Annotated in this window: 15 protein-coding genes; 11 read left to right on the top strand and 4 right to left on the bottom strand. The window is 54.7% G+C overall.

Going from position 1 to position 20,240, the window contains the following annotated elements:
• Positions 1–205 precede the first annotated feature (205 nt).
• The 3 genes from WCI03_04870 to WCI03_04860 all read right to left on the bottom strand — a co-directional run bounded on the left by WCI03_04870 (position 206) and on the right by WCI03_04860 (position 3,924).
• Positions 206–811: a hypothetical protein gene (locus WCI03_04870; protein MEI8139183.1), complete on the bottom strand. Its 606-nt coding sequence runs from the start codon at positions 809–811 to the stop codon at positions 206–208.
• An 83-nt stretch (positions 812–894) separates the two neighbouring features.
• Positions 895–1,281, bottom strand: coding sequence for a four helix bundle protein (locus WCI03_04865; protein ID MEI8139182.1), 387 nt, complete (start codon positions 1,279–1,281; stop codon positions 895–897).
• A gap of 165 nt (positions 1,282–1,446) precedes the next feature.
• Complete coding sequence (locus WCI03_04860) at positions 1,447–3,924, bottom strand: type I restriction-modification system subunit M (protein MEI8139181.1); 2,478 nt, start codon at positions 3,922–3,924, stop codon at positions 1,447–1,449.
• Positions 3,925–4,105: 181 nt separating this feature from the next.
• Between WCI03_04860 and WCI03_04855 the strand changes: the two genes are divergently transcribed.
• The 11 genes from WCI03_04855 (at position 4,106) to WCI03_04805 (ending at position 19,053) form a co-directional block, all read left to right on the top strand.
• Positions 4,106–6,490: a DUF2339 domain-containing protein gene (locus WCI03_04855; protein ID MEI8139180.1), complete on the top strand. Its 2,385-nt coding sequence runs from the start codon at positions 4,106–4,108 to the stop codon at positions 6,488–6,490.
• Complete coding sequence (locus WCI03_04850; GenBank protein MEI8139179.1) at positions 6,487–7,845, top strand: DUF3999 family protein; 1,359 nt, start codon at positions 6,487–6,489, stop codon at positions 7,843–7,845. The genes WCI03_04855 and WCI03_04850 overlap by 4 nt, the downstream gene beginning before the upstream one ends.
• Positions 7,846–8,097: 252 nt before the next feature.
• Positions 8,098–8,595: a chemotaxis protein CheW gene (locus tag WCI03_04845; protein MEI8139178.1), complete on the top strand. Its 498-nt coding sequence runs from the start codon at positions 8,098–8,100 to the stop codon at positions 8,593–8,595.
• On the top strand, positions 8,549–10,081 hold the full coding sequence (locus WCI03_04840; GenBank protein ID MEI8139177.1) for a CheR family methyltransferase: 1,533 nt from the start codon (positions 8,549–8,551) through the stop codon (positions 10,079–10,081). The genes WCI03_04845 and WCI03_04840 overlap by 47 nt, the downstream gene beginning before the upstream one ends.
• Before the next feature lie 2 nt (positions 10,082–10,083).
• Positions 10,084–10,647, top strand: a complete 564-nt coding sequence (locus WCI03_04835) for a chemotaxis protein CheW (protein MEI8139176.1) — start codon at positions 10,084–10,086, stop codon at positions 10,645–10,647.
• Between the two features lie 20 nt (positions 10,648–10,667).
• The gene (locus WCI03_04830) at positions 10,668–12,137 is read left to right on the top strand and encodes a methyl-accepting chemotaxis protein (GenBank protein ID MEI8139175.1); all 1,470 of its coding nucleotides are present in this window, start codon (positions 10,668–10,670) and stop codon (positions 12,135–12,137) included.
• A 35-nt stretch (positions 12,138–12,172) separates the two neighbouring features.
• Entirely contained in the window at positions 12,173–13,780 is a 1,608-nt protein-coding gene (locus tag WCI03_04825) for a methyl-accepting chemotaxis protein (protein ID MEI8139174.1), read from the top strand.
• A gap of 9 nt (positions 13,781–13,789) precedes the next feature.
• Positions 13,790–16,126 carry a response regulator gene (locus WCI03_04820; GenBank protein ID MEI8139173.1) on the top strand — a complete coding sequence of 779 codons (2,337 nt, stop codon included), beginning with the start codon at positions 13,790–13,792 and terminating at the stop codon, positions 16,124–16,126.
• 23 nt (positions 16,127–16,149) lie between these two features.
• Positions 16,150–17,202: a chemotaxis-specific protein-glutamate methyltransferase CheB gene (gene cheB, locus WCI03_04815; protein MEI8139172.1), complete on the top strand. Its 1,053-nt coding sequence runs from the start codon at positions 16,150–16,152 to the stop codon at positions 17,200–17,202.
• A gap of 12 nt (positions 17,203–17,214) precedes the next feature.
• Positions 17,215–18,303, top strand: coding sequence for a diguanylate cyclase (locus WCI03_04810; protein ID MEI8139171.1), 1,089 nt, complete (start codon positions 17,215–17,217; stop codon positions 18,301–18,303).
• A gap of 15 nt (positions 18,304–18,318) precedes the next feature.
• Positions 18,319–19,053, top strand: coding sequence for a response regulator (locus tag WCI03_04805; GenBank protein MEI8139170.1), 735 nt, complete (start codon positions 18,319–18,321; stop codon positions 19,051–19,053).
• 3 nt (positions 19,054–19,056) lie between these two features.
• Here the strand turns inward: WCI03_04805 and WCI03_04800 are convergent, their stop codons facing one another.
• Positions 19,057–20,190, bottom strand: coding sequence for a DEAD/DEAH box helicase (locus WCI03_04800; protein MEI8139169.1), 1,134 nt, complete (start codon positions 20,188–20,190; stop codon positions 19,057–19,059).
• Positions 20,191–20,240 lie beyond the last annotated feature (50 nt).

The raw sequence follows: 20,240 nt of genomic DNA, 5'->3' as shown, positions 1-20,240 counted from the left end.
CTTCGTGACACTGTCACGAGAATTGGGCCGGGTTTCATGGCGAACGTTGCATCAGATTCAACAGACAGCGTCTGTTGAATCTCCCGGTAAGCCAGATAAAATTCCCTGAATTTGCGGAGATTGGGGGGCGATACACCTCTTATCCCATTTTTGTCCAACGAGTTGCACATATTGCTCATGAGGGGAGATCCATCATTTTCAATATTCATATCTTGAACTCCATCTTCTTCATGGCTCTTCCTTCCGCTGCAATTGTCGCTTCAAATTCGCCTTTGAGGGCCAATTCGGCAGACACTGTCTGCCGAATCTCTAAGGCCTTGCAGTTCAGAATGTTCTGATCACATTGAACTGCCTGGCTTTTAATTATGGCGAATTCGCCATAATAAACTTGTGATTGAAAAACGGTTTCCCAGATGCCAAGAAACTCGACGTAATGGGACCAACTCAAAATGTGCGAATCCTTCGCACATTTTGGGTTCACCAGTAAATGCGGTACTGAGGGACGACCTCCGCCTGCGGTGAGCCTGTCGAACCCGTGTCGTCCGTTTAATTGTGTCGACGGCGTCGACACATTGGCAAAGCGATCCGTATGGGTGAGCTCCGAGCAATTGGCCTCCCTGCCGTACTCAGCCGTCAATTCTTGCGACACTGTCGCAAGAATTCGTTTTCCGTAATCGGCAGTATGTCGGAAATTCCGACACGCTGCTTTTTCTTCAATCTTTGTGGCAGTATTCCGGAATTTCCGGATAACAGGATCTTCCAGCAATTCACCGCTGCTAAAGATACTATGGATTTTCTTGTTCTCGCTCATGACGGGCACAGTCACTTCTGCAGGGGGTTATCTTTATCCTAATCCTAATTTTAATCTTAATCTTAATCCACTGGTTTCCCGTTTTACGTTACGTAAGAGCAACTATCTTCATGAACACGATCAGACGATGTGCTTCTGATTAATCCTACCAGCATGGAGACGATTCGAACCAGAATCTCTTTCCCCTCGTCGGCCTCTTTAAGTCTTTTTTTGGCTACAAGCACATCCAGACACGCCGCACATTCCAGTGCCGAACCACGAGCGATATCGAAGAATCGGCATCGATCAGGTGCTGTGTATTTCCCATTTCCCTCAGCAATGTTTAGCGGAATGGATGTCGCTGCTCTGTCCAGTTGACCGTGCACAGCCAGATTTTTGGGGAGCGTTTCCAGAAGTTCATCCGCCCAAACGACAAACTTAATCGCCTCTTTGTATACATTCAATTTCTCGTGATCAAAACTTGTGTTCATGATTAGCACTTTAGAGGGGAATGGCGCTTACTTAAGGGTCTTTTCTGATTCATAATCTTAATCGTAATCTTAATCATAATCCTCTTTGGGGCAAGAGATTACGATTAGGATTAAGATTACGATTACGATGCGATATTATCCCCGTCGGAGCTGATCTGTTCTCGCTCATGACTTGAAACCCATTCTCTCCAGATGCCTGGCCACCTTGGCTTCCAGTTCAGCCACTTCCTCAGTAATCTGTGGCAGGGGGGATGCGTAGCGTTCAGCGAGTTCGCGAATGCGGCCGGTCAGGGTCTGGGAGACACGGTCCAACTCGCCCTGCACGGCGGCGGCCAGGGTGGCCAGCCATTTGTCGTCCACCACAAGGGTCTTGATCTCGGTCTCGGTGAGTTGACCGTATTTGGCCGCGACCTTGGCCATGAGCGCGTCCTGCACGGTCTTGAGTTCCGCACCGGTGTCCGCTTCCTGCTGCGCCAACTTCAACCACCCGGTCAATGCGTCTTCTTCCTCCACTGTCCACTGCCCACTGTCAACTGCCAACTGCTTGAGCCGGTCTTTCACGCTCTTGGCGGTGAGTGTGCCTTTTTCGGTAAAGGCTTCGACCAGCAGCCCCTCTTCCCCACCGTGTTCCTCGGCCATTTCCTCAATCTGCTGCTGAATGGCGGCGATCTGCGCTTCCAACGTCTCAATGGCGGCCTGCTCCTTGGCGTAGTAGCGGGCGATGACCAGGGCGGGCGGGATCAGTTCGGTCTGGTATTTCTTTTTGCCGACCACGAAATCAGGCTTGGCCTTGGTCTTCTTGGCCTTGTCCTCAATCACGAGCCGGGGCTGGGCACCCTTGAGCCAGCCCTCGTCGGCGATGATGTAACTATCGTCCTGCATCGTCTCAGCCCAGTAGTCCATGAGGTGCTGGTAAATGTCATAGGGGTCCAGAAGTGGCGCCTTTTCAAAGGTAGTGAGCAGGTTCTCAGAAATGGTTTCGATGAGGACCTTGGGATGGCCGTTCTGGGTGAAGCCCTTAAGGTGCGGGGTATTGGCGTTCTTCCATTTCGTAAAAAGTTTGGTTGCGGAGGCGTTAAAGGCGGTGAATTCCTCATGGCCAAGGATCGCCGCTTTCAGAGATGAACCAGTTGCGGGTTGAGAGTCGAGAGTCGAGAGTCGGGAATAGCCTTTTCGCACGGGTTTGAAAAGGGTCGCCCGGACATTGGGGAGCACGGTCCAGTAGCGGGCCAGCGCATCAAGGTCGCGATCCGGGATACCGCCGCGCAAATGGGCGGTGATGTCCTGAAGGTCCTCGGCCTCAGTACTGTCGATGTAGCGGGGCAGGTTGAGATTGTAGTCATTTTTCGCGGCGCTGATCTCGGACACGGGGATCAGGCGGGCGTAGCCGGGGATTTCGACCTGACGGGTGAAGGTGTCCACAATACGGTGGATGTCCTGTTCACGGAGGCGGTTTTTGTTGCCGTCCTTCCGGAACCCCTTGGAGGCATCAATCATGAAAATGCCCTTGCGGGCCTGGGCGTGCTCCTTGTCCAGCATGATGATGCAGGCGGGGATGCCGGTGCCGTAGAAAAGGTTGGCGGGCAGGCCGATAATTCCCTTGATCACGCCACGCTGGATCAGATTGCGGCGGATGACGCCCTCGGCGTTGCCACGGAAGAGAACACCGTGCGGGAGGATGCAGGCGCCCTTGCCTGTGCTCTTGAGTGAGCGGAGGATATGCAGGAGGTAGGCGTAGTCGCCCTGCTTGGCAGGCGGAACGCCATAGCCGGCGAAACGACGGAAGGGATCGACGTCGGGAGTGAGGCCGGTGCTCCAGCGTTTATCGCTGAAGGGCGGATTGGCGACGACGTAATCGAAGGTCTTCAGCGCGTCGCCTTCGATAAAAAGGGGACTGGCAAGCGTGTTGCCCTGCTTGATCTCGGCCGTGCCATAATTATGCAGGATCATATTCATGTGGGCGAGACCGGCAGTGGAGGAATCCTTTTCCTGTCCGAACAGGGAGACGTGCACGTCCTTGCCGTGCCGCGCCTCATCCCCGACCTTCAAGAGAAGGGAGCCGGAGCCGCAGGTCGGATCATAGACGGTGGTTTCGTTCCGGGTGTCTGCATGGTGGATCCCGAGGATCTGGGCGATGACGCGGCTGACCTCGGCGGGGGTATAGAACTGGCCTTTGCTCTTGCCGCTTTCCGTGGCGAAATGCCGCATCAGGTATTCATAGGCATCCCCCAGGAGGTCATCCCCATCAGCGCGGTTCTTTGAGAAATCGAGGGCGGGGTTTTCGAAAATGGCGATGAGGTTGGTCAGGCGCTCGACCATCTCCTTGCCGCTACCGAGTTTGTTCGGATCGTTGAAATCCGGCATATCAGACAGCGTGTTGGCCTGAGCGAGGGGGCCCAGGATTTTCTTATTGATGTCATCGCCGATGCTCGCTTTGCCCTTGAGTGCGACCAAGTCAGTGAAACTGGCGCCTGGCGGAATCGTGATGGGAGCATAAGGCTGACCGGCAAACTTATCGCTGACGTATTTAACGAAAAGCAGCACCAGAACATAGTCCTTGTACTGACTGGCATCCATACCGCCGCGCAGTTCGTCACACCCGGCCCAGAGGGATGAGTAGAGTTCAGATTTCTTCAAGGCCATGAGATGAGGTTATCTTTCTTGTTAAATCTCCGAGGAGGATAGTGCGCAGGGTAGCAAGAATCAAGAAAGGATGAGAGAATTCCGCTTCCGCCCTTGACACTCCCCTCGCCTTTAAACATCATCGCCATTCATGACTGTGTGATGTTAATGCGACCTGCCGCCAATCAAGGAGAGGCTTTATATGTTTGATGAACCTTTTTTGATCGTCCTCACCCTTCTCGCCATTTATATCGTCGTCCAACTCCGAAAGATCAAGAACAGTATTAGCGATCTGAATCGCCTGGAAGATCGACTTCTGGATATCCAACGGGAACTCCGCCATCCAGTCAAACCCCTGGAAAAGCCCGCCATCATCCCCGAGAAAGCGGTGCCTCAGCCGCCGCCCATTCCAATAAACCTGTTGGACAACAAACCAGCGCCCAAAGACGGCTCGGCAGGGACGCCTCGCCCTACCGAAATACAGGAAACACCCACTCCACCCCCAGCCTGGGTTCAGTCCGCCAAGGACATCCTGAACCGCATCTGGCAATGGATCCTGGTGGGCGAGGAATACCGACCCAAAGGCGTGACCATGGAATATGCCGTGGCCACGACCTGGCTGATGCGGGTGGGAATTGTGGCCCTCGTCTCCTGTGCGGGCTATTTCCTGAAGTGGTCGCTGGATAACAACCTCATGGGCCCCACCCTACGCGTGGCCATGAGCATTCTGTTTGGCCTCGGCATGCTGGGTGGCGGCATCCGCCTGCTGGGAAACCGCTGGAACATCCTGGGCCAGGGCTTCGTGGGCGGCGGCCTGGCCACCCTGTATTTCAGCATGTATGCGCTCGGGCCTCTCTATCACCTGCTGGATTCCATGGTTCTGGTTTTCGCCCTGATGATCCTGATCACCGTCGCGGCCGGCATCCTGGCCCTCTATGCAGACTCCATGCTAATCGCCATTTTCGGCCTCATCGGCGGCTTCTGTACCCCCATCCTGCTCAGCACGGGAACCCCCAACTTCCCGGCACTTTTCAGTTATCTGCTCCTGCTCAATCTCGGCATCCTTGGCATCGCCCATCTCCGCCAATGGCGCCTCCTTAATTATCTGGGCTTCGTATTCACCTATGCCATCTATATCGGCTCGCTCAGCCAATATAAAACGTCGGACTTTCCTGTCGCCATCACCTTCCTCTCGTTATTCTTCGTGGCGCACTCCACCCTTGTTTTTCTCCACAACCTGCGCCGCTCAATTCAAGCGTCCCTGCTTGAAATCATGCATCTTGTATTCAATGCCGGACTTTTCTCCTGGTTTGCCTACAGTCTGATTATCGAAGCAGTAGGCCGCCCTTACCCGGCGCTGATGACCATCGCCATCGCCTTATACTATGTCCTGCATGTCGCGGCTTTCATCCAGTTAAAATCTACCGATCGCCGATTGCTGGTGGCCCTGATTGCCCTGGCTGGTTTCTACACCACGCTGACCATGCCCCTGGCCATGGAACAGGAATCACTCACGCTCGCCTGGTCTTTACAGGCGTTTATGTTCCTCTGGCTCGGACGCCGACTCGACAGCGCCTTTTTGCGGCAGGTGGCCTACGTAGTCTACGCGCTCACCTTGATGCGGCTGGCAGTATTTGAATGTCCCCGCTTTGATTTCTCCAGTGCTACCCCATCCGACATGACGGCCTATTGGAAAGCCCTGGCAACACGATTATGGACTTTTGGCGGCGCCATCGGTTCGATAGCGGCGGCCTTCATTCTTGAACTGCACCAGGCCATCAGACCGTCCGAACAAACCGCAGAACCTCTGCCCGATACGCCTGATGTTGCGCCCGCCTCCATTACCCATCGCATCTTCTTCTGGGGTGCCGTAGCGGTAATCTTCCTGTATCTCCACAGCGAGCTTTACATGATGTTCAGCTTTTTCACCCCCTGGCGTCCCGCCATGTTAACGGGCCTCTGGTGCGCCATGGCACTGGGCTTCCTGTTGCTTTACCGCTCGGCACAAACCACTCCGTTCGTCGCGGGGTTGATATTCTTTGCCGCCGGTGCGGTCATCAAAACCATCTTTGTCGATATGCCCGGCTGGAATTTGTGTGAGCAAGGCTATTTTAACATGACCTATACGCCTTTCCTTGCCCTCATGCGCTGGCTGGACTTTACCGCCGTGCTCGTCCTTCTGGGGGCAGGCGCCGCTCTACTCTATCGCCAGGGAACCAAAACCATCATTCCCGCCATCTTTGGTTACACCGCCATCGCCCTGCTCTGGCTTTACCTGACCACCGAGCTCTACAGTCTTCTCCACTGGAAGCTCCGTGAATTTGAAGCGGGCGGCATCTCGGTACTCTGGACCCTCTTCGCCTTCAGTTTCATCACCGGCGGGATCTGGAGGCGGATCCGCGCCATCCGGATCGTCGGCTTGATCCTTTTCACCACCGTCGCCCTCAAAGTCTTCATGGTCGATATGGCCCATATGCCCACCATCTACCGGGTCATCGCCCTGATGATTATCGGCATCCTGCTGCTCCTCGGCTCATTCGTCTATCTCCGCGCCAGCAAAAAGTTCATCAAGGAGGAAACCCTATGATTTCACGTGTTATCATGCATATTTCGATACTTATTGCGGCCTCCACCCTGCCATTGGCCGGGGTAACCCCTGATGCCTTTAAACAGTTCAAGTCTCTTCAACCACCCGCAGGTCTATCCACCGAAATCGGGTCCTTCACGCTCGATGCCGAACTGTTTGACGTTCTGGATGCTCCGCCAACCAACCTTCGCCTCTTCGACGCCACTGGCCGGGAGACCCCCTTCCTCCTTAGGCTCAAGATTCCTCTCCGCACGGTAGAAACCCTGCAACCCTTCGCACCTGCTAAAATCGAATCCTTCCGAACGCTCGAAAATAACCGCATCGAAATGGTGGTCGCACGGGACCCAAAACATCCTCAACCGGGCGCCCTCCAATTCGAATCCGGTGTACGTAATTTCGAAAAGCTCGTAACCGTTGCCGGCAGCACGGACCGTCAATCATGGACCCTTCTCGCCACCAACGAACCCATATACGACTACTCCCGTTTTGTAGATGTCAGGCGCGACCGGGTCCCGATTTCGACTGGTAATTACCTCTGGTATCGGATTGAAGTCTCAAACATTACTGAGAACAAGGACTCCCCGCTGGTGGAGATCATCCGGCAAACCCGTGGCGGTCAGGCGGGGAACGAAACCGAAGCCACCTCGTTCCGCCGGGAACCATTCCGGATGGATCGGATTATATTTTTAGGCCAGCAGTTGTCTGTCGTGGCAGGTGACCCCGCGACCCTTGAGCGCGACCTTACCCACTGGACAGTCAATCAGGATCTACCCCGGCAACAAACCATTCTCACGTTTTCCACGCTACGAGAACCGCTTGTTGCGATCATCCCGAAAACTGAAGAGGCAAACTTTTCGCGGGCTGTGACATTGGAAGGGCGGGCCACAACACAGGAAGCCTGGCAGACACTGGCCAACGGCCGTATCACCCGCATCCGCGCCGGAATTATCCAGCAGGACTGCATGACGCTTACGCTTCCCTGCGAATACCGTGGCCGCCTCTTCCGCCTGACCATTCAGAATCAGGACAATCCGCCGTTGACGTTTGCCGGACTACGAGCCCGCTACAATACTTACGAGGCACTCTTTTTTCCCAAGTCAGGAATGACCTATCAGGTCTATTTCGGCGGGACAGAAATTCCGGCTCCAAAATATGATGTTGCCACGGTACTCGCAGCGATCCCTGCCGGCTCAGGGGCACAGTGGACGGTTGGCGCGGCTCAACCCAACCCCACCTTCAAAAAACAGTCCAAGACCGGAGGAGTTTCCGGCAAAACCCTCTTAACCGTTTCACTAATCCTGATGATCGGCATTCTTATGCCAATCATCATCAAACTTTCACGAAAGATTTCATAACATGACATTCTATCGCGGCACAGATGGCACCTATGACGGGAAAAGCGTGTGGTGGTTTTATGGGACCTGAATGACCCGAAGCGCAATCCCTACGGCTCCTATCTTTTAAACAGCTACTGCCACGCCTGGAGTTGCACGCCCGTGTGGTTCTTTGCACGCTGTTAGTTTTAAGGAGGGGGAAACTATTCACTTGCACGATAACTTGACTCCGTGCATCATCCTTCCAGAAGGAAATCATTAATATCTCTTATTATGAATGCCCAGCAAATGAACGACCAACCCACACGCGTTTTGGCTTATCGCCTCGGGGAGGAACGCTTTGGAATTCCCGTTGAGAACGTGCTTCGGATAATCCGGGCTGTTGAAGTCACCCCCGTGCCAGGCATTCCGGACTGCGCGCTGGGCGTGATCAACGTACAAGGCCAGATCATGCCGGTGATCAGCATGCGGAAGAAGTTTCAACTACCCGCCAAACCCGTGCAACTCAGTGATCGCTTTATCATTGCCCGGGCGGGAACACGTTCCGTCGTGCTGGTCGCCGACGAGGTGGAAAATCTCTTTGACCTGGCGCCCGGGACCATGACGGCCTCCGGCGGAATTCTCCCCTCCCTGCCTCAATTCCGCGGAGTTGCCAAACTGCCCGACGGCCTGTTGCTGATCCACGATCTTGCCGGTCTGCTTTCGTTTGAGGAGGAAACACTCATTGACACCACCCTCACATCAGCCGGGCCCAGCGCCATCCCTGCCTGACACCCTCTACCATCAGATCACCGCATTCGTAAACGACCGCATGGGATTACATTTCCCCATCGAGCGTCGCTCCGACCTTGAGCGGGGGCTTCATGCCGCTGCCAAAGAAAGCGGGCGCCGCCATGTGGCTGACTACGTCTCCTGGCTATTGAGTACCCCTCTCTCCAAACTGCAGATTGAGGAATTAGCGGGATTCCTGACCATTGGCGAAACGTATTTCTTCCGGAACCCTGAACAGTTCACGTTCCTGGAACAGCGTGTTCTACCCGAGCTGATCCGCCTTAAGGAAAATGATGAAAAGCGTCTCCGGGTCTGGTGTGCAGGCTGCAGTACCGGGGAGGAGCCCTACTCTGTGGCTATTTCCCTCAAACGCGCCATCCCTGACATCGCCAACTGGAAAATCACCATTCTGGCCACCGACATCAATGGCCACTTCCTCAGACAAGCAGAGAACGCATCTTATTCCGAATGGTCATTCCGTAACGCTCCAGCGTGGCTCAAAGAGGGGTATTTCCGCAAACGCCATGACGGACACTGGAAACTTAATTCCGCCATCCGTGATATGGTTGTCTTTGAGCATCTGAATCTGGCCGAAGACCCCTACCCTTCACTTGTCAACAATACCAGCGCCATGGATATCATCTTCTGCCGTAACGTTTTAATCTATTTTGACGCCCCCCACTCCAAGCGCGTGGCATCCGGATTTTACCGCTCACTGCTGGAAACAGGGTGGTTGTTCGTGGGCCCTACCGACACCTTCATCTATCATGAGACCGAATTCGGGCAGGCCGAGGAGGGCCACATCACTTGCTATCGGAAACGTGCTCACAAAATCAAGCCTCCTCTCCCTGAATACCGCCCGGCCCCAATTCGGCTTGAAGATGCGCCTCGTCTGTCCTACGCGCCACCGTTCCCCCATCACACCCATAGTCCGACCCCAACGCCACCCCAGACCAGTCAGGCCGAACAAGCCTGCAAACAGGCGCTCTCCCTATACCATAAGGGACATTACGAAGAGGCTATTTCCCTGCTAATAAACGACTTGGCGCAATCAAAAGGAAAACACTATACCACCGAGCATACCGCTCAAAGTATGGGGCTTCTGGCACGTCTTTTCGCTAATTTGGGACGTTTGAAGGACTCTTTAGACTGGTGTAATCAAGCCATCGCCCAGGATAAGGTGAATCCACGTTACCATTACCTTCAGGCCACGATTCTCCAAGAGTGCGGGGAATTGAGCGAAACACGGGAAGCCTTACGGCGAACATTGTTTCTTGACCAAAAGTTCATTATCGCGCAATTTGCTATGGGGAATGCAGGAAGAAGTGCAGGAAACAAAGTTGAAGCGCGCCGGCATTTCGAAAATGCCCTCGGGTTGCTTAAACAGCATACCCGAAATGATGTGTTACCTGAATCGGATGGATTAACAGCAGGCCGCCTGGAAGAACTGGTTATTTCGATTCTGAATGAGATGGGGGAGACATAGTCATGAATTCAGTACCTACTACATTACCTTCTTCCGCCCGTGTCATTTCCCCCGATGACGAACGCCGCTTGCTTCGTGAACGTGCCCGCCTGCTGGCCCGCGAAGTACAGCCGGAAAAGGCCGCGCGAACCGAACTGAAACTGGTCGCCTTCAAACTGGCCGAGGAAAATTATGCGGTTGAGTCCAGTTATGTCCGTGAAGTTTATCCGCTCAAATCCCTGACGCCACTACCGGGTGCCCCCTCGTTTGTACTGGGGCTGACCAACTTGCGGGGTGAAATCTTGTCCATCGTGGATTTACACGCTTTTTTCGAGTTGCCTAACCAAGGCTTGAGCGACCGGAGTCGCGTCATTGTTCTGCGCTCCCCAAAAATGGAGTTCGGAATTCTGGCCGATGCAGTCATGGGCACACGAGAAATCGGCACCGATGACCTTCAGCCCACTCTCCCTACCCTGACGGGGATCCGGGAAGAGTATTTGAAAGGGGTCACCGGCGAGCGGTTGATTGTTCTGGATGCAGAACGTCTGCTGACCAGCCCCTCCATTATCGTGAATGAAACAGTTTAATTAAGTTAAGGAGATAGTTTATGCGAATGCCTATTGGACTCAGAATTGGAACCGGATACCTGATCGCCCTGATCCTGCTGGCCACGGTGGGCGGAGTGGCCTATCGCAACGTGATAAAGGGCATTGCCAATTCCCTGGCCACTGACCAGGAGAATACGACCATCATTGAGATCGGACATGTGGCCCTCAGGGTCAGCGAGGCCGAGGCGGGAGTGCGGGGCTATCTCCTCACCGGAGATCCTAGTTATCTCGATCACTACAGCAATCTTGTTATGAACATCGGCAAGGATCTGACAGATATCACCAGTCAGGAGTCTGATGTGGTCATTCGCAATGAACTGCAAAAAATAGGCAATCTGGTCAGTAACCGGTGCGCCATGCTCACGGAGGAAGTCGCATTCAAGGCCGGCACCTCAACGAACGACGCCATTGCCAACCTGAAAAGCGGAAAAAGCGAAGCGGTTGCCGATGAGCTCAGGAGTGTCATTGCCAGCCTGACTCAGGAAGGAGAAAGGCGGCTGTCCGTTCACGCCGAAGAGGAATCCGCCAGCAACAGCCTGACCATTGCCACCATTCGCTATGGCGTTGCCGCCGCCGTAGTTTTGATGATTATTGCCGGCATGGTCATTACACTCAGTATTACCCGGCCCATGCGGGGTGTGATTGGCGTGTCCAATACCCTTTCTGCCGCGGCCAGCGAAATCTCGGCCACCGTCTCACAACTCGCCGCTTCCACCACTCAAACCGCCTCGTCTGTGACGGAAACCACCACCACGGCAGAGGAAGTGAAGAAAACAGCCGAGGTCGCCCTGGAAAAATCACGGCTGGTGGCAGAGGGCGCACGTGAGACCGTCCGCATTTCTCAGGCTGGTGAAGAGGCCGTGCGGGCCACCGCCGACAACATGAACCGGATCCGGGGCCAGGTGGAATCGGTGGCCGCCAGCATGACGCAACTGAGCGAACAAAGCCAGGCCATCGGCATGATCATCGCCTCAGTAGACGACATTGCCGAGCAGTCCAACCTGCTGGCAGTCAACGCAGCGATCGAAGCGGCCAAGGCGGGTGAACATGGGCGGGGTTTCGCCGTTGTGGCTCAGGAAGTCAAAAATCTTGCCGAGCAGTCCAAACAGGCCACCAATCAGGTGCGCACCATCCTGAATGATATCCAGCGCGCCACCAACACGGCGGTCATGGCCACCGAACAGGCTGGCAACGCCGTCATCAACGGCGCCGATCAGGCCACCAAGGCTGGCGAGGCCATCTTGAGTCTGACCCGGAACATCAACTCGGCTGCCGAGGCCTCCTCGCAAATCACGGTCTCTGTCCAGCAACAGTTTGCCGGCGTGGATCAGGTGACAGTTGCCATGGAGAGCATCAAGCAGGCGAGTGAACAAAACGTAGAGGGTACACGGCAACTGGACGAAACGGCAAAAAACCTGAGCGACATGGGCAAAGAGTTGCGCGACCTGGTGACTCGGCATCTTTCTTGATCATTAAAATGAATTAACAAAAAGGCAAAAAGAGTATGAAAATATCCATTGGCTCTAAAATAGGGATGGGGTATGGGTGTGCACTGATTCTCCTCCTCATTGTCGGCGTGACGTCGTATCAAAACGTGCATCACGGCATTGATAATGCGGAGCAGGTGGCCAGCACTTATTTAATTATCGACGAAATGGATCACGTCATTCTTCGCATGGTAAATGCCGAAGCTGGCTTGCGGGGCTATCTCCTCTCCGGAGACGAAAGCCACCTCGACCATTTCAGCAATATGCTGACGACCATTGAAGCGGATATCAGCCACGTGCGTAACGCCGCCAAAGATACCAATGCGATCAGCGCCATCGCCCAAATCCAAGCGGCCGTCTCAAACAAGTGCACCCTCATGAAAGAGGAATTGGCACTTAAATCCACGGGAAGCGTTGACGCCGTCGCGACGCTTTTAAAATCCGGCAAAGGGGAGAAAGCTTCGGATGATCTAAGAACCGTCATTGATGCGGCCATCTCTATCGAAAGGGACATGCTGAACAATCTGGAAACAGAAGCTAAAAAGGACGACCATCTCACCATGAGCGTGATTCGCAACGGCTCCATTGCCGCTCTGATAATCCTCTCGATACTTGGTATCGCCATCACCCTCAACATCACGCGACCGGTGAAAATCCTGGTTGAGGTGGCCAATGCCGCAGGGGCAGGGAACCTCACCCTTGACGCCAAAGATACCGGGCGCCACGATGAACTGGGCGTGCTGACCCGAAGCTTCAATCAGATGATCGGAAATCTGCGAGTCCAGATCCGCGAGATTCTTGACGGCGTCGGCGTGCTTGCCTCTTCCGCCAGCGAAATATCGACCACCGTATCTCAACTTGCCGCCTCTGCCACGGAGACCGCCTCCTCCGTCAGCGAGACCACCGCGACTGTGGAGGAAGTCAAAAAGACCGCCGAACTGGCACGCGAAAAATCACGCTCAGTCGCCGAGGGCGCCCGCGAAACAGCACGCATCGCCCAAGCCGGTGAAGATGCCGTCCAGGCTACCGGGGAAAGCATGTCCCGCATCCGCGAACAGGTGGATTCTGTCGCCGCAAGCATGGTGAAGTTGAGCGAGCAAAGTCAGGCCATAGGCATGATCATCGCTTCGGTGGACGACATCGCCGAGCAATCGAACCTGCTGGCAGTCAACGCAGCGATCGAAGCGGCCAAAGCCGGCGAACACGGCAAGGGCTTTTCCGTGGTGGCTCAGGAAGTTAAAAATCTTGCCGAACAATCAAAGCAGGCGACCTCCCAGGTTCGCACCATTCTGAATGACATCCAGCGCGCCACCAGTACCGCCGTGATGGCCACCGAACAGGCTGGCAATGCCGTCAACGGCGGCGCCACTCAGTCCGCACGAACCGGCGAGGCGATCCAGACCCTTGCCCGGAACATCCAGTCGGCCGCCGAGGCATCCGCCCAAATCGCGGTTTCCACCCAGCAGCAGTTTGCCGGGGTGGATCAGGTCACCATCGCAATGGAAAATATCAAACAGGCCAGTGAGCAGAACGTGGAAGGAACGCGCCAAATGGAACTGGCGGCCCGGAATCTTGACTCTCTGGGACGTCGGCTTAAAGAACTTGTGGGAAAATATCAGGTATAAGGGTGACTCATGACCCGTGACGAAGAATTCATGCAACGGTTGCTGGCGACGTTTCGAGTCGAGGCAAACGAACATATTCTGGCGATTTCCGCTGACCTTCAGGCATTACAGTCCCTACCAGAAGGTCCCGAGCGAATCGCCCGCATTGAGACGGTCTTTCGAGCCACCCACAGCCTGAAGGGTGCGGCCCGGGCCATTGACCTGCGCTCCGTTGAGGCGGTTTGTCAGGCCATGGAAAATGTTTTGGCGGGCGCCAAAAAGGGAATTATTTCACTCACTCCTGCTGCCCTTGACCCCCTGATCCGGAGTATGGATAAAATCGAGGATTTGCTGGCCGCCTCACCCGAACAATCAGGCACCGGCGAGTTGATTGATGAATTAGGCCGCATGACGGCGGTAGTGCCTTCATCAAGTACTCCCAGCCCTACAGCTAGTGTGCTCCCGGAGGCACCTAGTAGTCCTCCCCCCCCCACTCCCGTTGCAAAACCGGCCTTACCCTCTGATGCAGGAGCCACCACCACCCAGCGCTCCCAGCCCCAACCCCTGAGCGAGGGCACGGTTCGCATTCCCGCGACCCGGCTGGATTCACTTTTGCTTCAGGTTGAAGAACTACTCTCCGCCAAACTTGCCACAACCCAGCGCTCCGAGGAATTGATGGCGCTTCGCACCCAAGTTGCCGGAATTAAGAAAAACTCACGAATTCTTGCCGCGGAACAACCCTCTCTTCAAGTTCTGGCCGATTCTCTGAAATCGCGAACTCAGCGTGATACCCGACTCCTACCTAGTCTTAAGCGAATCATGGATTGCCTCACGCAGGACCATGCCCAGATCGAATCGTTAGATGAAAAGATGTCCACCCTCACCAAGGCCAGCAAGGAGGATCAGCGGCTCCTCAATCGTATGGTGGACAATCTTCTGGAGGACGCCAAGAAGGTGCTGATGCTACCTTTTTCCTCCTTAATGGAACCCTTTCCCCGAATGATCCGTGACGTGTGTCGCGAACAAGGCAAGGAGGCCGAACTTAAAGTGGAAGGAGGCGACGTCGAAATTGACAAGCGCATCCTCGAACAACTGAAAGATCCGCTTATCCATCTTGTCCGGAACAGCATTGACCACGGCATGGAGCGCCCCGCCGAACGGGAGCGACTGGGCAAAACCAGGAAGGGTACTCTTCATCTTTCAATCGCCCAGGTTGAAAGCAGTAAAGTCGAGATTATCATCACTGATGACGGCCGGGGCATTGACTTCCTCAAGGTCAAACTGGCCGCCATCAAAGCGGGCACCCTGAGTCAGGACGATGCCACGCGTCTGGGACAGGACGATCTGGCACGACTCATTTTCAGGTCTGGCGTATCCACCAGCCCCATTATAACCGATCTCTCCGGGCGGGGTTTGGGCCTGGCCATCGTATTAGAGCGTGTCGAAGAATTAGGCGGATCCGTATCCGTCAGTACCATTGAAGGCAAGGGCTCAACATTCCGCCTGGTACTTCCCCTGAGTCTGGCTACATTCCGCGGCACCTTTGTTGAGGCTGGCGGACAACTATTTGTCATCCCCACGATCAACGTCGAGCGGGTACTCCGCATGAAAGTCGGAGACGTTGCCACGATTGAAAACCGGGAGAGCATCGTGTTGGATGGCCGGGCCGTTTCGCTGGCCCGATTGGATCGAGCCCTTCAGCTCCCTGCCGCCGCCTTACCCAAGGACCCCAAGGCCGCACTTCCCGTTGTGGTGGTGGCGTCAGGGAATCGCCGGATCGCCTTTACCATTGATCGCGTACTGTTCGAACGGGAAGTCCTGGTAAAAAGTCTAGGCCGCCAATTAACCCGTATTCGCAATATTGCAGCGGCAACGGTTCTGGGCACTGGCCGCGTGGTTCCCATCTTGAACGTCCGCGACCTACTGGCTTCCGCCATCAACCTCTCAGGCGGTATCCCCGCCACAGCAGCGGCAAAACCGGCTGCGGGAGTCGACATACGACCTACCAAATCCATCCTCGTTGTGGAGGATTCCATCACCTCCCGCATGCTCATCAAGAATATCCTTGAATCTGCAGGCTATCACGTGGCCACGGCCGTGGATGGGCAGGATGGTCTGACAACCTTGAAAACGGCCCCTTTCAATCTCGTGGTCTCTGATGTCCAGATGCCCAGGATGGATGGTTATGAATTAACTTCGCGAATCCGGCAGGATAAGGCCCTGGCTGAACTCCCTGTCATCCTGGTGACCTCTCTGGGTTCACGCGAAGACCGGGAGCGCGGCATCGAGGCAGGGGCCTCCGCCTACATCATTAAAACCAGCTTTGACCAGGGGAATCTGCTCGAAACCGTAAAACGATTAATCTGATCATGGCTCCCCAACAATCCAAAATAATTTCCGCCTTGATCGTCGATGATTCCGCTGTCGCCCGGGAATTTCTCACGCACATCCTGGAATCGGATCCCGGCATCCGGGTGGCAGGAACGGCCTGCAACGGGAAAGAAGCCCTGACCTGGATGTCACGCCAGAAACCTGATGTGGTCCTGATGGATATTCACATGCCGGAGATGAACGGCCTTGAGGCCACCCGCGAGATCATGTCAACGTCCCCTGTCCCGGTCATCATTGTCAGTTCGAGCTGGGAAAAGGACGAAGTGGAAAAAACGTTTCAGGCTATGGCCGCCGGGGCGGTTGCCGCCATGGAAAAGCCGGCGGGACTCAAGAATCCCGAGACTCCGATGTTAGCGACGGATCTTATACGGACCGTGAAACTCATGGCCGGAATGCCGCTGGTTCGCCGCTGGTCAAGTATAGCCTCCGCAATCCGTCAGCCTTCCCCGCCTCCGGCACCCCTCACTATTCAGCCCGGGAAGGCAACTATTCATCTCGTCGCGATTGGGGCCTCAACAGGCGGCCCTCCCGTGTTGCAGGCCATACTGGCGGCCCTGACGCCACAGTTTCCCGTCCCCGTGGTCATCGTCCAGCACATCGCACCCGGCTTTCTTGCCGGTATGGCCGATTGGCTTGAAAAGACAACCCTTTTCCCTGTCGGAATTCCCAAAAACGGCGACATGATTGTGCCGGGCCGCGCTTATCTCGCGCCGGATGGAGTCCACATGGGCGTTCACCGGGATGGCACCATCTTTCTAAGCGATGCACCCCGCGAAAATAGTTTGAAACCAGCGGTATCTTTTCTCTTTCGCTCAGTCGCAAAGGAATTCGGCACGCGGGCGGCTGGCGTTCTGTTAACAGGAATGGGGCGTGATGGCGCAGATGATCTGCTCGCCCTTCGAAAAGCCGGCGGAATCACTTTTGCCCAGGACAAGGAAAGTTCCGTGGTGCACGGGATGCCTGGAGAGGCGATTGCAGTAGGCGGGGCTTGTTATATTAAACCCCCACTGGAAATTGCACGACTGCTGGTGTCACTGGTAAACGGACAGTAAGAGAGGTTGTCTATGGACGGTGCATACAAAATCGATATTTTGATAGCCGAGGATAGCGCCACACAGGCGCTTAACCTACAGTTCCTGCTCGAGGAGGCAGGGTATCGCGTAGTGGTTGCCCGGAACGGAAAAGAAGCCCTTACGGCAGTCCATCAACACCCGCCCGCCATGCTGATCACAGACATTGTCATGCCTGAGATGGATGGCTATGCATTATGCCAATCCCTCAAAACCAACCCGGCACTACACCATATTCCAGTGATTTTATTGACGACCTTGTCCGATCCCATGGATGTGATCAATGGTCTGAAGTGCGGGGCTGATAGCTTTGTGGTAAAACCTTACAATAAGGAATTTTTACTGGAGCGAATTCGCTATATTCTGACCAACCGGATTCTTCATCACGAAGAAAGCAACGCCCCGGGCATTGAGGTCTTTTTCGCCGGCCAGAAACATATGTTTACCGCGCAACGCAGCCAGATGCTGGATCTTTTGCTATCCACCTTTGAAAATGCCATCCAGAAGAACATTGAACTGACCGAGATGAACAATCGACTGCTGGAGGCAGAAGGCCGGCTCCAGGAACAGGCCAATGAATTGCGAGCACTATCCCTGTCCGACGCCCTGACCACGCTCTATAATCGGCGTGGATTCATGACCATCGCATCGCAACTCCTGCGTATCGCCAACCGGGAGGGGCAGTACATGTGGATGCTATTTGTGGACGTGGATGGCCTGAAAATTGTTAATGATACCCTCGGTCACCCTCAGGGAGATCAGTTGATCGTTGATGTGGCGGCCATCATGCGTCACGTCGCCAGGGAATCTGATGTGACAGCACGGCTGGGTGGCGATGAATTTGTAGTGCTCATTCCCAATGGTTCAGCTGATGACGCCCAACGGTTGGTCGTACGGCTGGAAGAGGCGGCCCGGGCACAAAACATCAAACAGGAACGTCCTTACGAGATTGCCTTCAGCATTGGCATTGCTGAATACAATCCAGAAGCCCCTTGCTCGATGGATGAATTGATTCGCCGGGCGGACGTTGAAATGTATAAAATGAAAACTAGGCATAAGTCGGCCAGAGCCGTCGCGCGGTAATTTCTAAAGGACCATATGGCTAATCCAAAAATACTTCTTGTGGAAGATAGCTCAACACAGGCGTTGAAGCTTCAACACATCCTCGAGGATAACGGATTTGATGTGACCATGGCGAAAGATGGCGCTGAAGGATTTGAAAAAACCCGCCTTCTGTCTCCCGATATTGTCATCACCGACATTATGATGCCGGTAATGGATGGCTATGAGCTCTGCACTCGCATCAAGAGCGACGTGGTCCTTCGTCGTATCCCCGTCATTCTCCTGACCACCCTCTCCTATCCTGAAGATATTCTGAAGGGGCTCAAGTGCGGGGCCGACAACTTCATCACCAAACCCTACGAGGCCGCCCACCTTGTCTCCCGCATTGATTATATTTTAGCCAACCAGAAACTACGCCATGGACTGACCTCGGACATGGCCATTGAAATCGCGTTCGGAGGCCATCGCTATCTCTTGAATTCCGATCGGATTCAGATTCTGGATCTGCTACTCTCGTCGTTTGAAACGGCGGTGCGGAAAAACATTGAACTCGAAGAGGCGAACCGGAAACTTCAGACTGCGGTCGCAACCATCAACACGCTGGGCAACCTGATCCCGATCTGCTGCCATTGCAAGAAGATCCGGAATGATCAGGGCTATTGGCAACAACTGGAAGCCTTCTTCAAGGATCATTCCGCCGTAGAATTTACCCATGCCCTTTGCCCGCATTGCGCAGAGACCTTCTATCCTCCGGCGAACGGACAGGGATAACGTCTAGGCATCGATCAAGACATCACCCTCGCGCAGAACAATCGGCGTCATGACGATGCCAAGCTCCTCCTCAAAGCGACGCACTAAACGCAGATCACGATCGGTCAGCAGGGAGATGGCACACCCCTTGGCCCCGGCCCGCGCCGTACGCCCTACCCGATGGAGATAGGCCTTGCTGTCACTGGGTATGTCGAAATTGAAGATGTGCGTCACCCCCTTGATATCCAATCCGCGTGCAGCCACGTCGGAGGCGATCATGACATTCACACGATCTCCCCGAAAATCATCCATTGCTTTCTTACGTTCTTCCTTGGTAAAGGCGCCATGTAAATCCGCGACCTTGACCTTGTGATGAGCCAACTTGGAGGCAACCACCTCGGCACTCTCGTTACGATGGACAAAAACCAGCGACCGCTCCGGGTTCATGGCCCTGATCAGTTTTCGCAACCAGTCAGCTTTTTCACGCTCTTCACAGACGAGATACAGATGCTCAATATCACTGTTCACCCGCGCCGAGCCCGCCCGCACCATCACCAGCTCCGGGGCCATCGCATTGGCCTCACGGGTAGCTTCGACCTGCTCTGTTGCCGACACAAAAACCAACTGCCGGCTCGGGGGCGTGAATTTTACAATCGCCCGGACTGACGCCAGACTTTCCGCACTCAGCAGACGATCCGCTTCATCCAGCACGACACTCTTCACTAAACCGGTCTTCACCTTATTCAAGGTAATCATCTCGCGGATTCGACCCGGCGAGCCAATCACTACCTGCGGCTTCTTTTTGAGCTTATCGATTTGCCGCTGCATCTGGGTTCCCCCAATCAGAAGCACAGAACGGATGGGCAACCCTGAGTTGACCGCCAGCGTTCCGGCTTGACGCTGAATCTGGATGGCCAATTCATGGGTTGGCACCACCACGATCATCTGGGTTGCCGCCAAAGCGGGATCAATCCTTTGAAATAATGGCAGAAGATAGGCGAGGGTTTTCCCTGTTCCCGTTTCTGAATTAAGGTAGGCGCTTTTTCCTGCCAGCAGCACCGGCAGGGATTCGACCTGAATAGGCATGGGGTCGGTGATCTTCTCGGTTGTCAAAGCTGTTACCAATGATGGTAATAATCCTAATTCAGTAAATGTCATAATGATCCCTTTCGCAACGTGCAGGGGCACTATAACAAAATCCAGAATTG

The sequence above is a fragment of the bacterium genome, assembly GCA_037143175.1.
Taxonomy (GTDB): domain Bacteria; phylum Verrucomicrobiota; class Kiritimatiellia; order CAIKKV01; family CAITUY01; genus JAABPW01.
This window is presented reverse-complemented; position numbering and strand designations above follow the sequence as displayed.

Bases quoted from the DNA above. Each gene is read 5' to 3' on its own strand.
- WCI03_04870 (MEI8139183.1), bottom strand. From the start codon at position 811: ATGAGCGAGAACAAGAAAATCCATAGTATCTTTAGCAGCGGTGAATTG.
- WCI03_04825 (MEI8139174.1), top strand. From the start codon at position 12,173: ATGAAAATATCCATTGGCTCTAAAATAGGGATGGGGTATGGGTGTGCA.
- WCI03_04820 (MEI8139173.1), top strand. From the start codon at position 13,790: ATGACCCGTGACGAAGAATTCATGCAACGGTTGCTGGCGACGTTTCGA.
- WCI03_04830 (MEI8139175.1), top strand. From the start codon at position 10,668: ATGCGAATGCCTATTGGACTCAGAATTGGAACCGGATACCTGATCGCC.
- WCI03_04845 (MEI8139178.1), top strand. From the start codon at position 8,098: ATGAATGCCCAGCAAATGAACGACCAACCCACACGCGTTTTGGCTTAT.
- WCI03_04860 (MEI8139181.1), bottom strand. From the start codon at position 3,924: ATGGCCTTGAAGAAATCTGAACTCTACTCATCCCTCTGGGCCGGGTGT.
- WCI03_04810 (MEI8139171.1), top strand. From the start codon at position 17,215: ATGGACGGTGCATACAAAATCGATATTTTGATAGCCGAGGATAGCGCC.
- WCI03_04800 (MEI8139169.1), bottom strand. From the start codon at position 20,190: ATGACATTTACTGAATTAGGATTATTACCATCATTGGTAACAGCTTTG.
- WCI03_04835 (MEI8139176.1), top strand. From the start codon at position 10,084: ATGAATTCAGTACCTACTACATTACCTTCTTCCGCCCGTGTCATTTCC.
- WCI03_04855 (MEI8139180.1), top strand. From the start codon at position 4,106: ATGTTTGATGAACCTTTTTTGATCGTCCTCACCCTTCTCGCCATTTAT.
- WCI03_04805 (MEI8139170.1), top strand. From the start codon at position 18,319: ATGGCTAATCCAAAAATACTTCTTGTGGAAGATAGCTCAACACAGGCG.
- WCI03_04850 (MEI8139179.1), top strand. From the start codon at position 6,487: ATGATTTCACGTGTTATCATGCATATTTCGATACTTATTGCGGCCTCC.
- WCI03_04865 (MEI8139182.1), bottom strand. From the start codon at position 1,281: ATGAACACAAGTTTTGATCACGAGAAATTGAATGTATACAAAGAGGCG.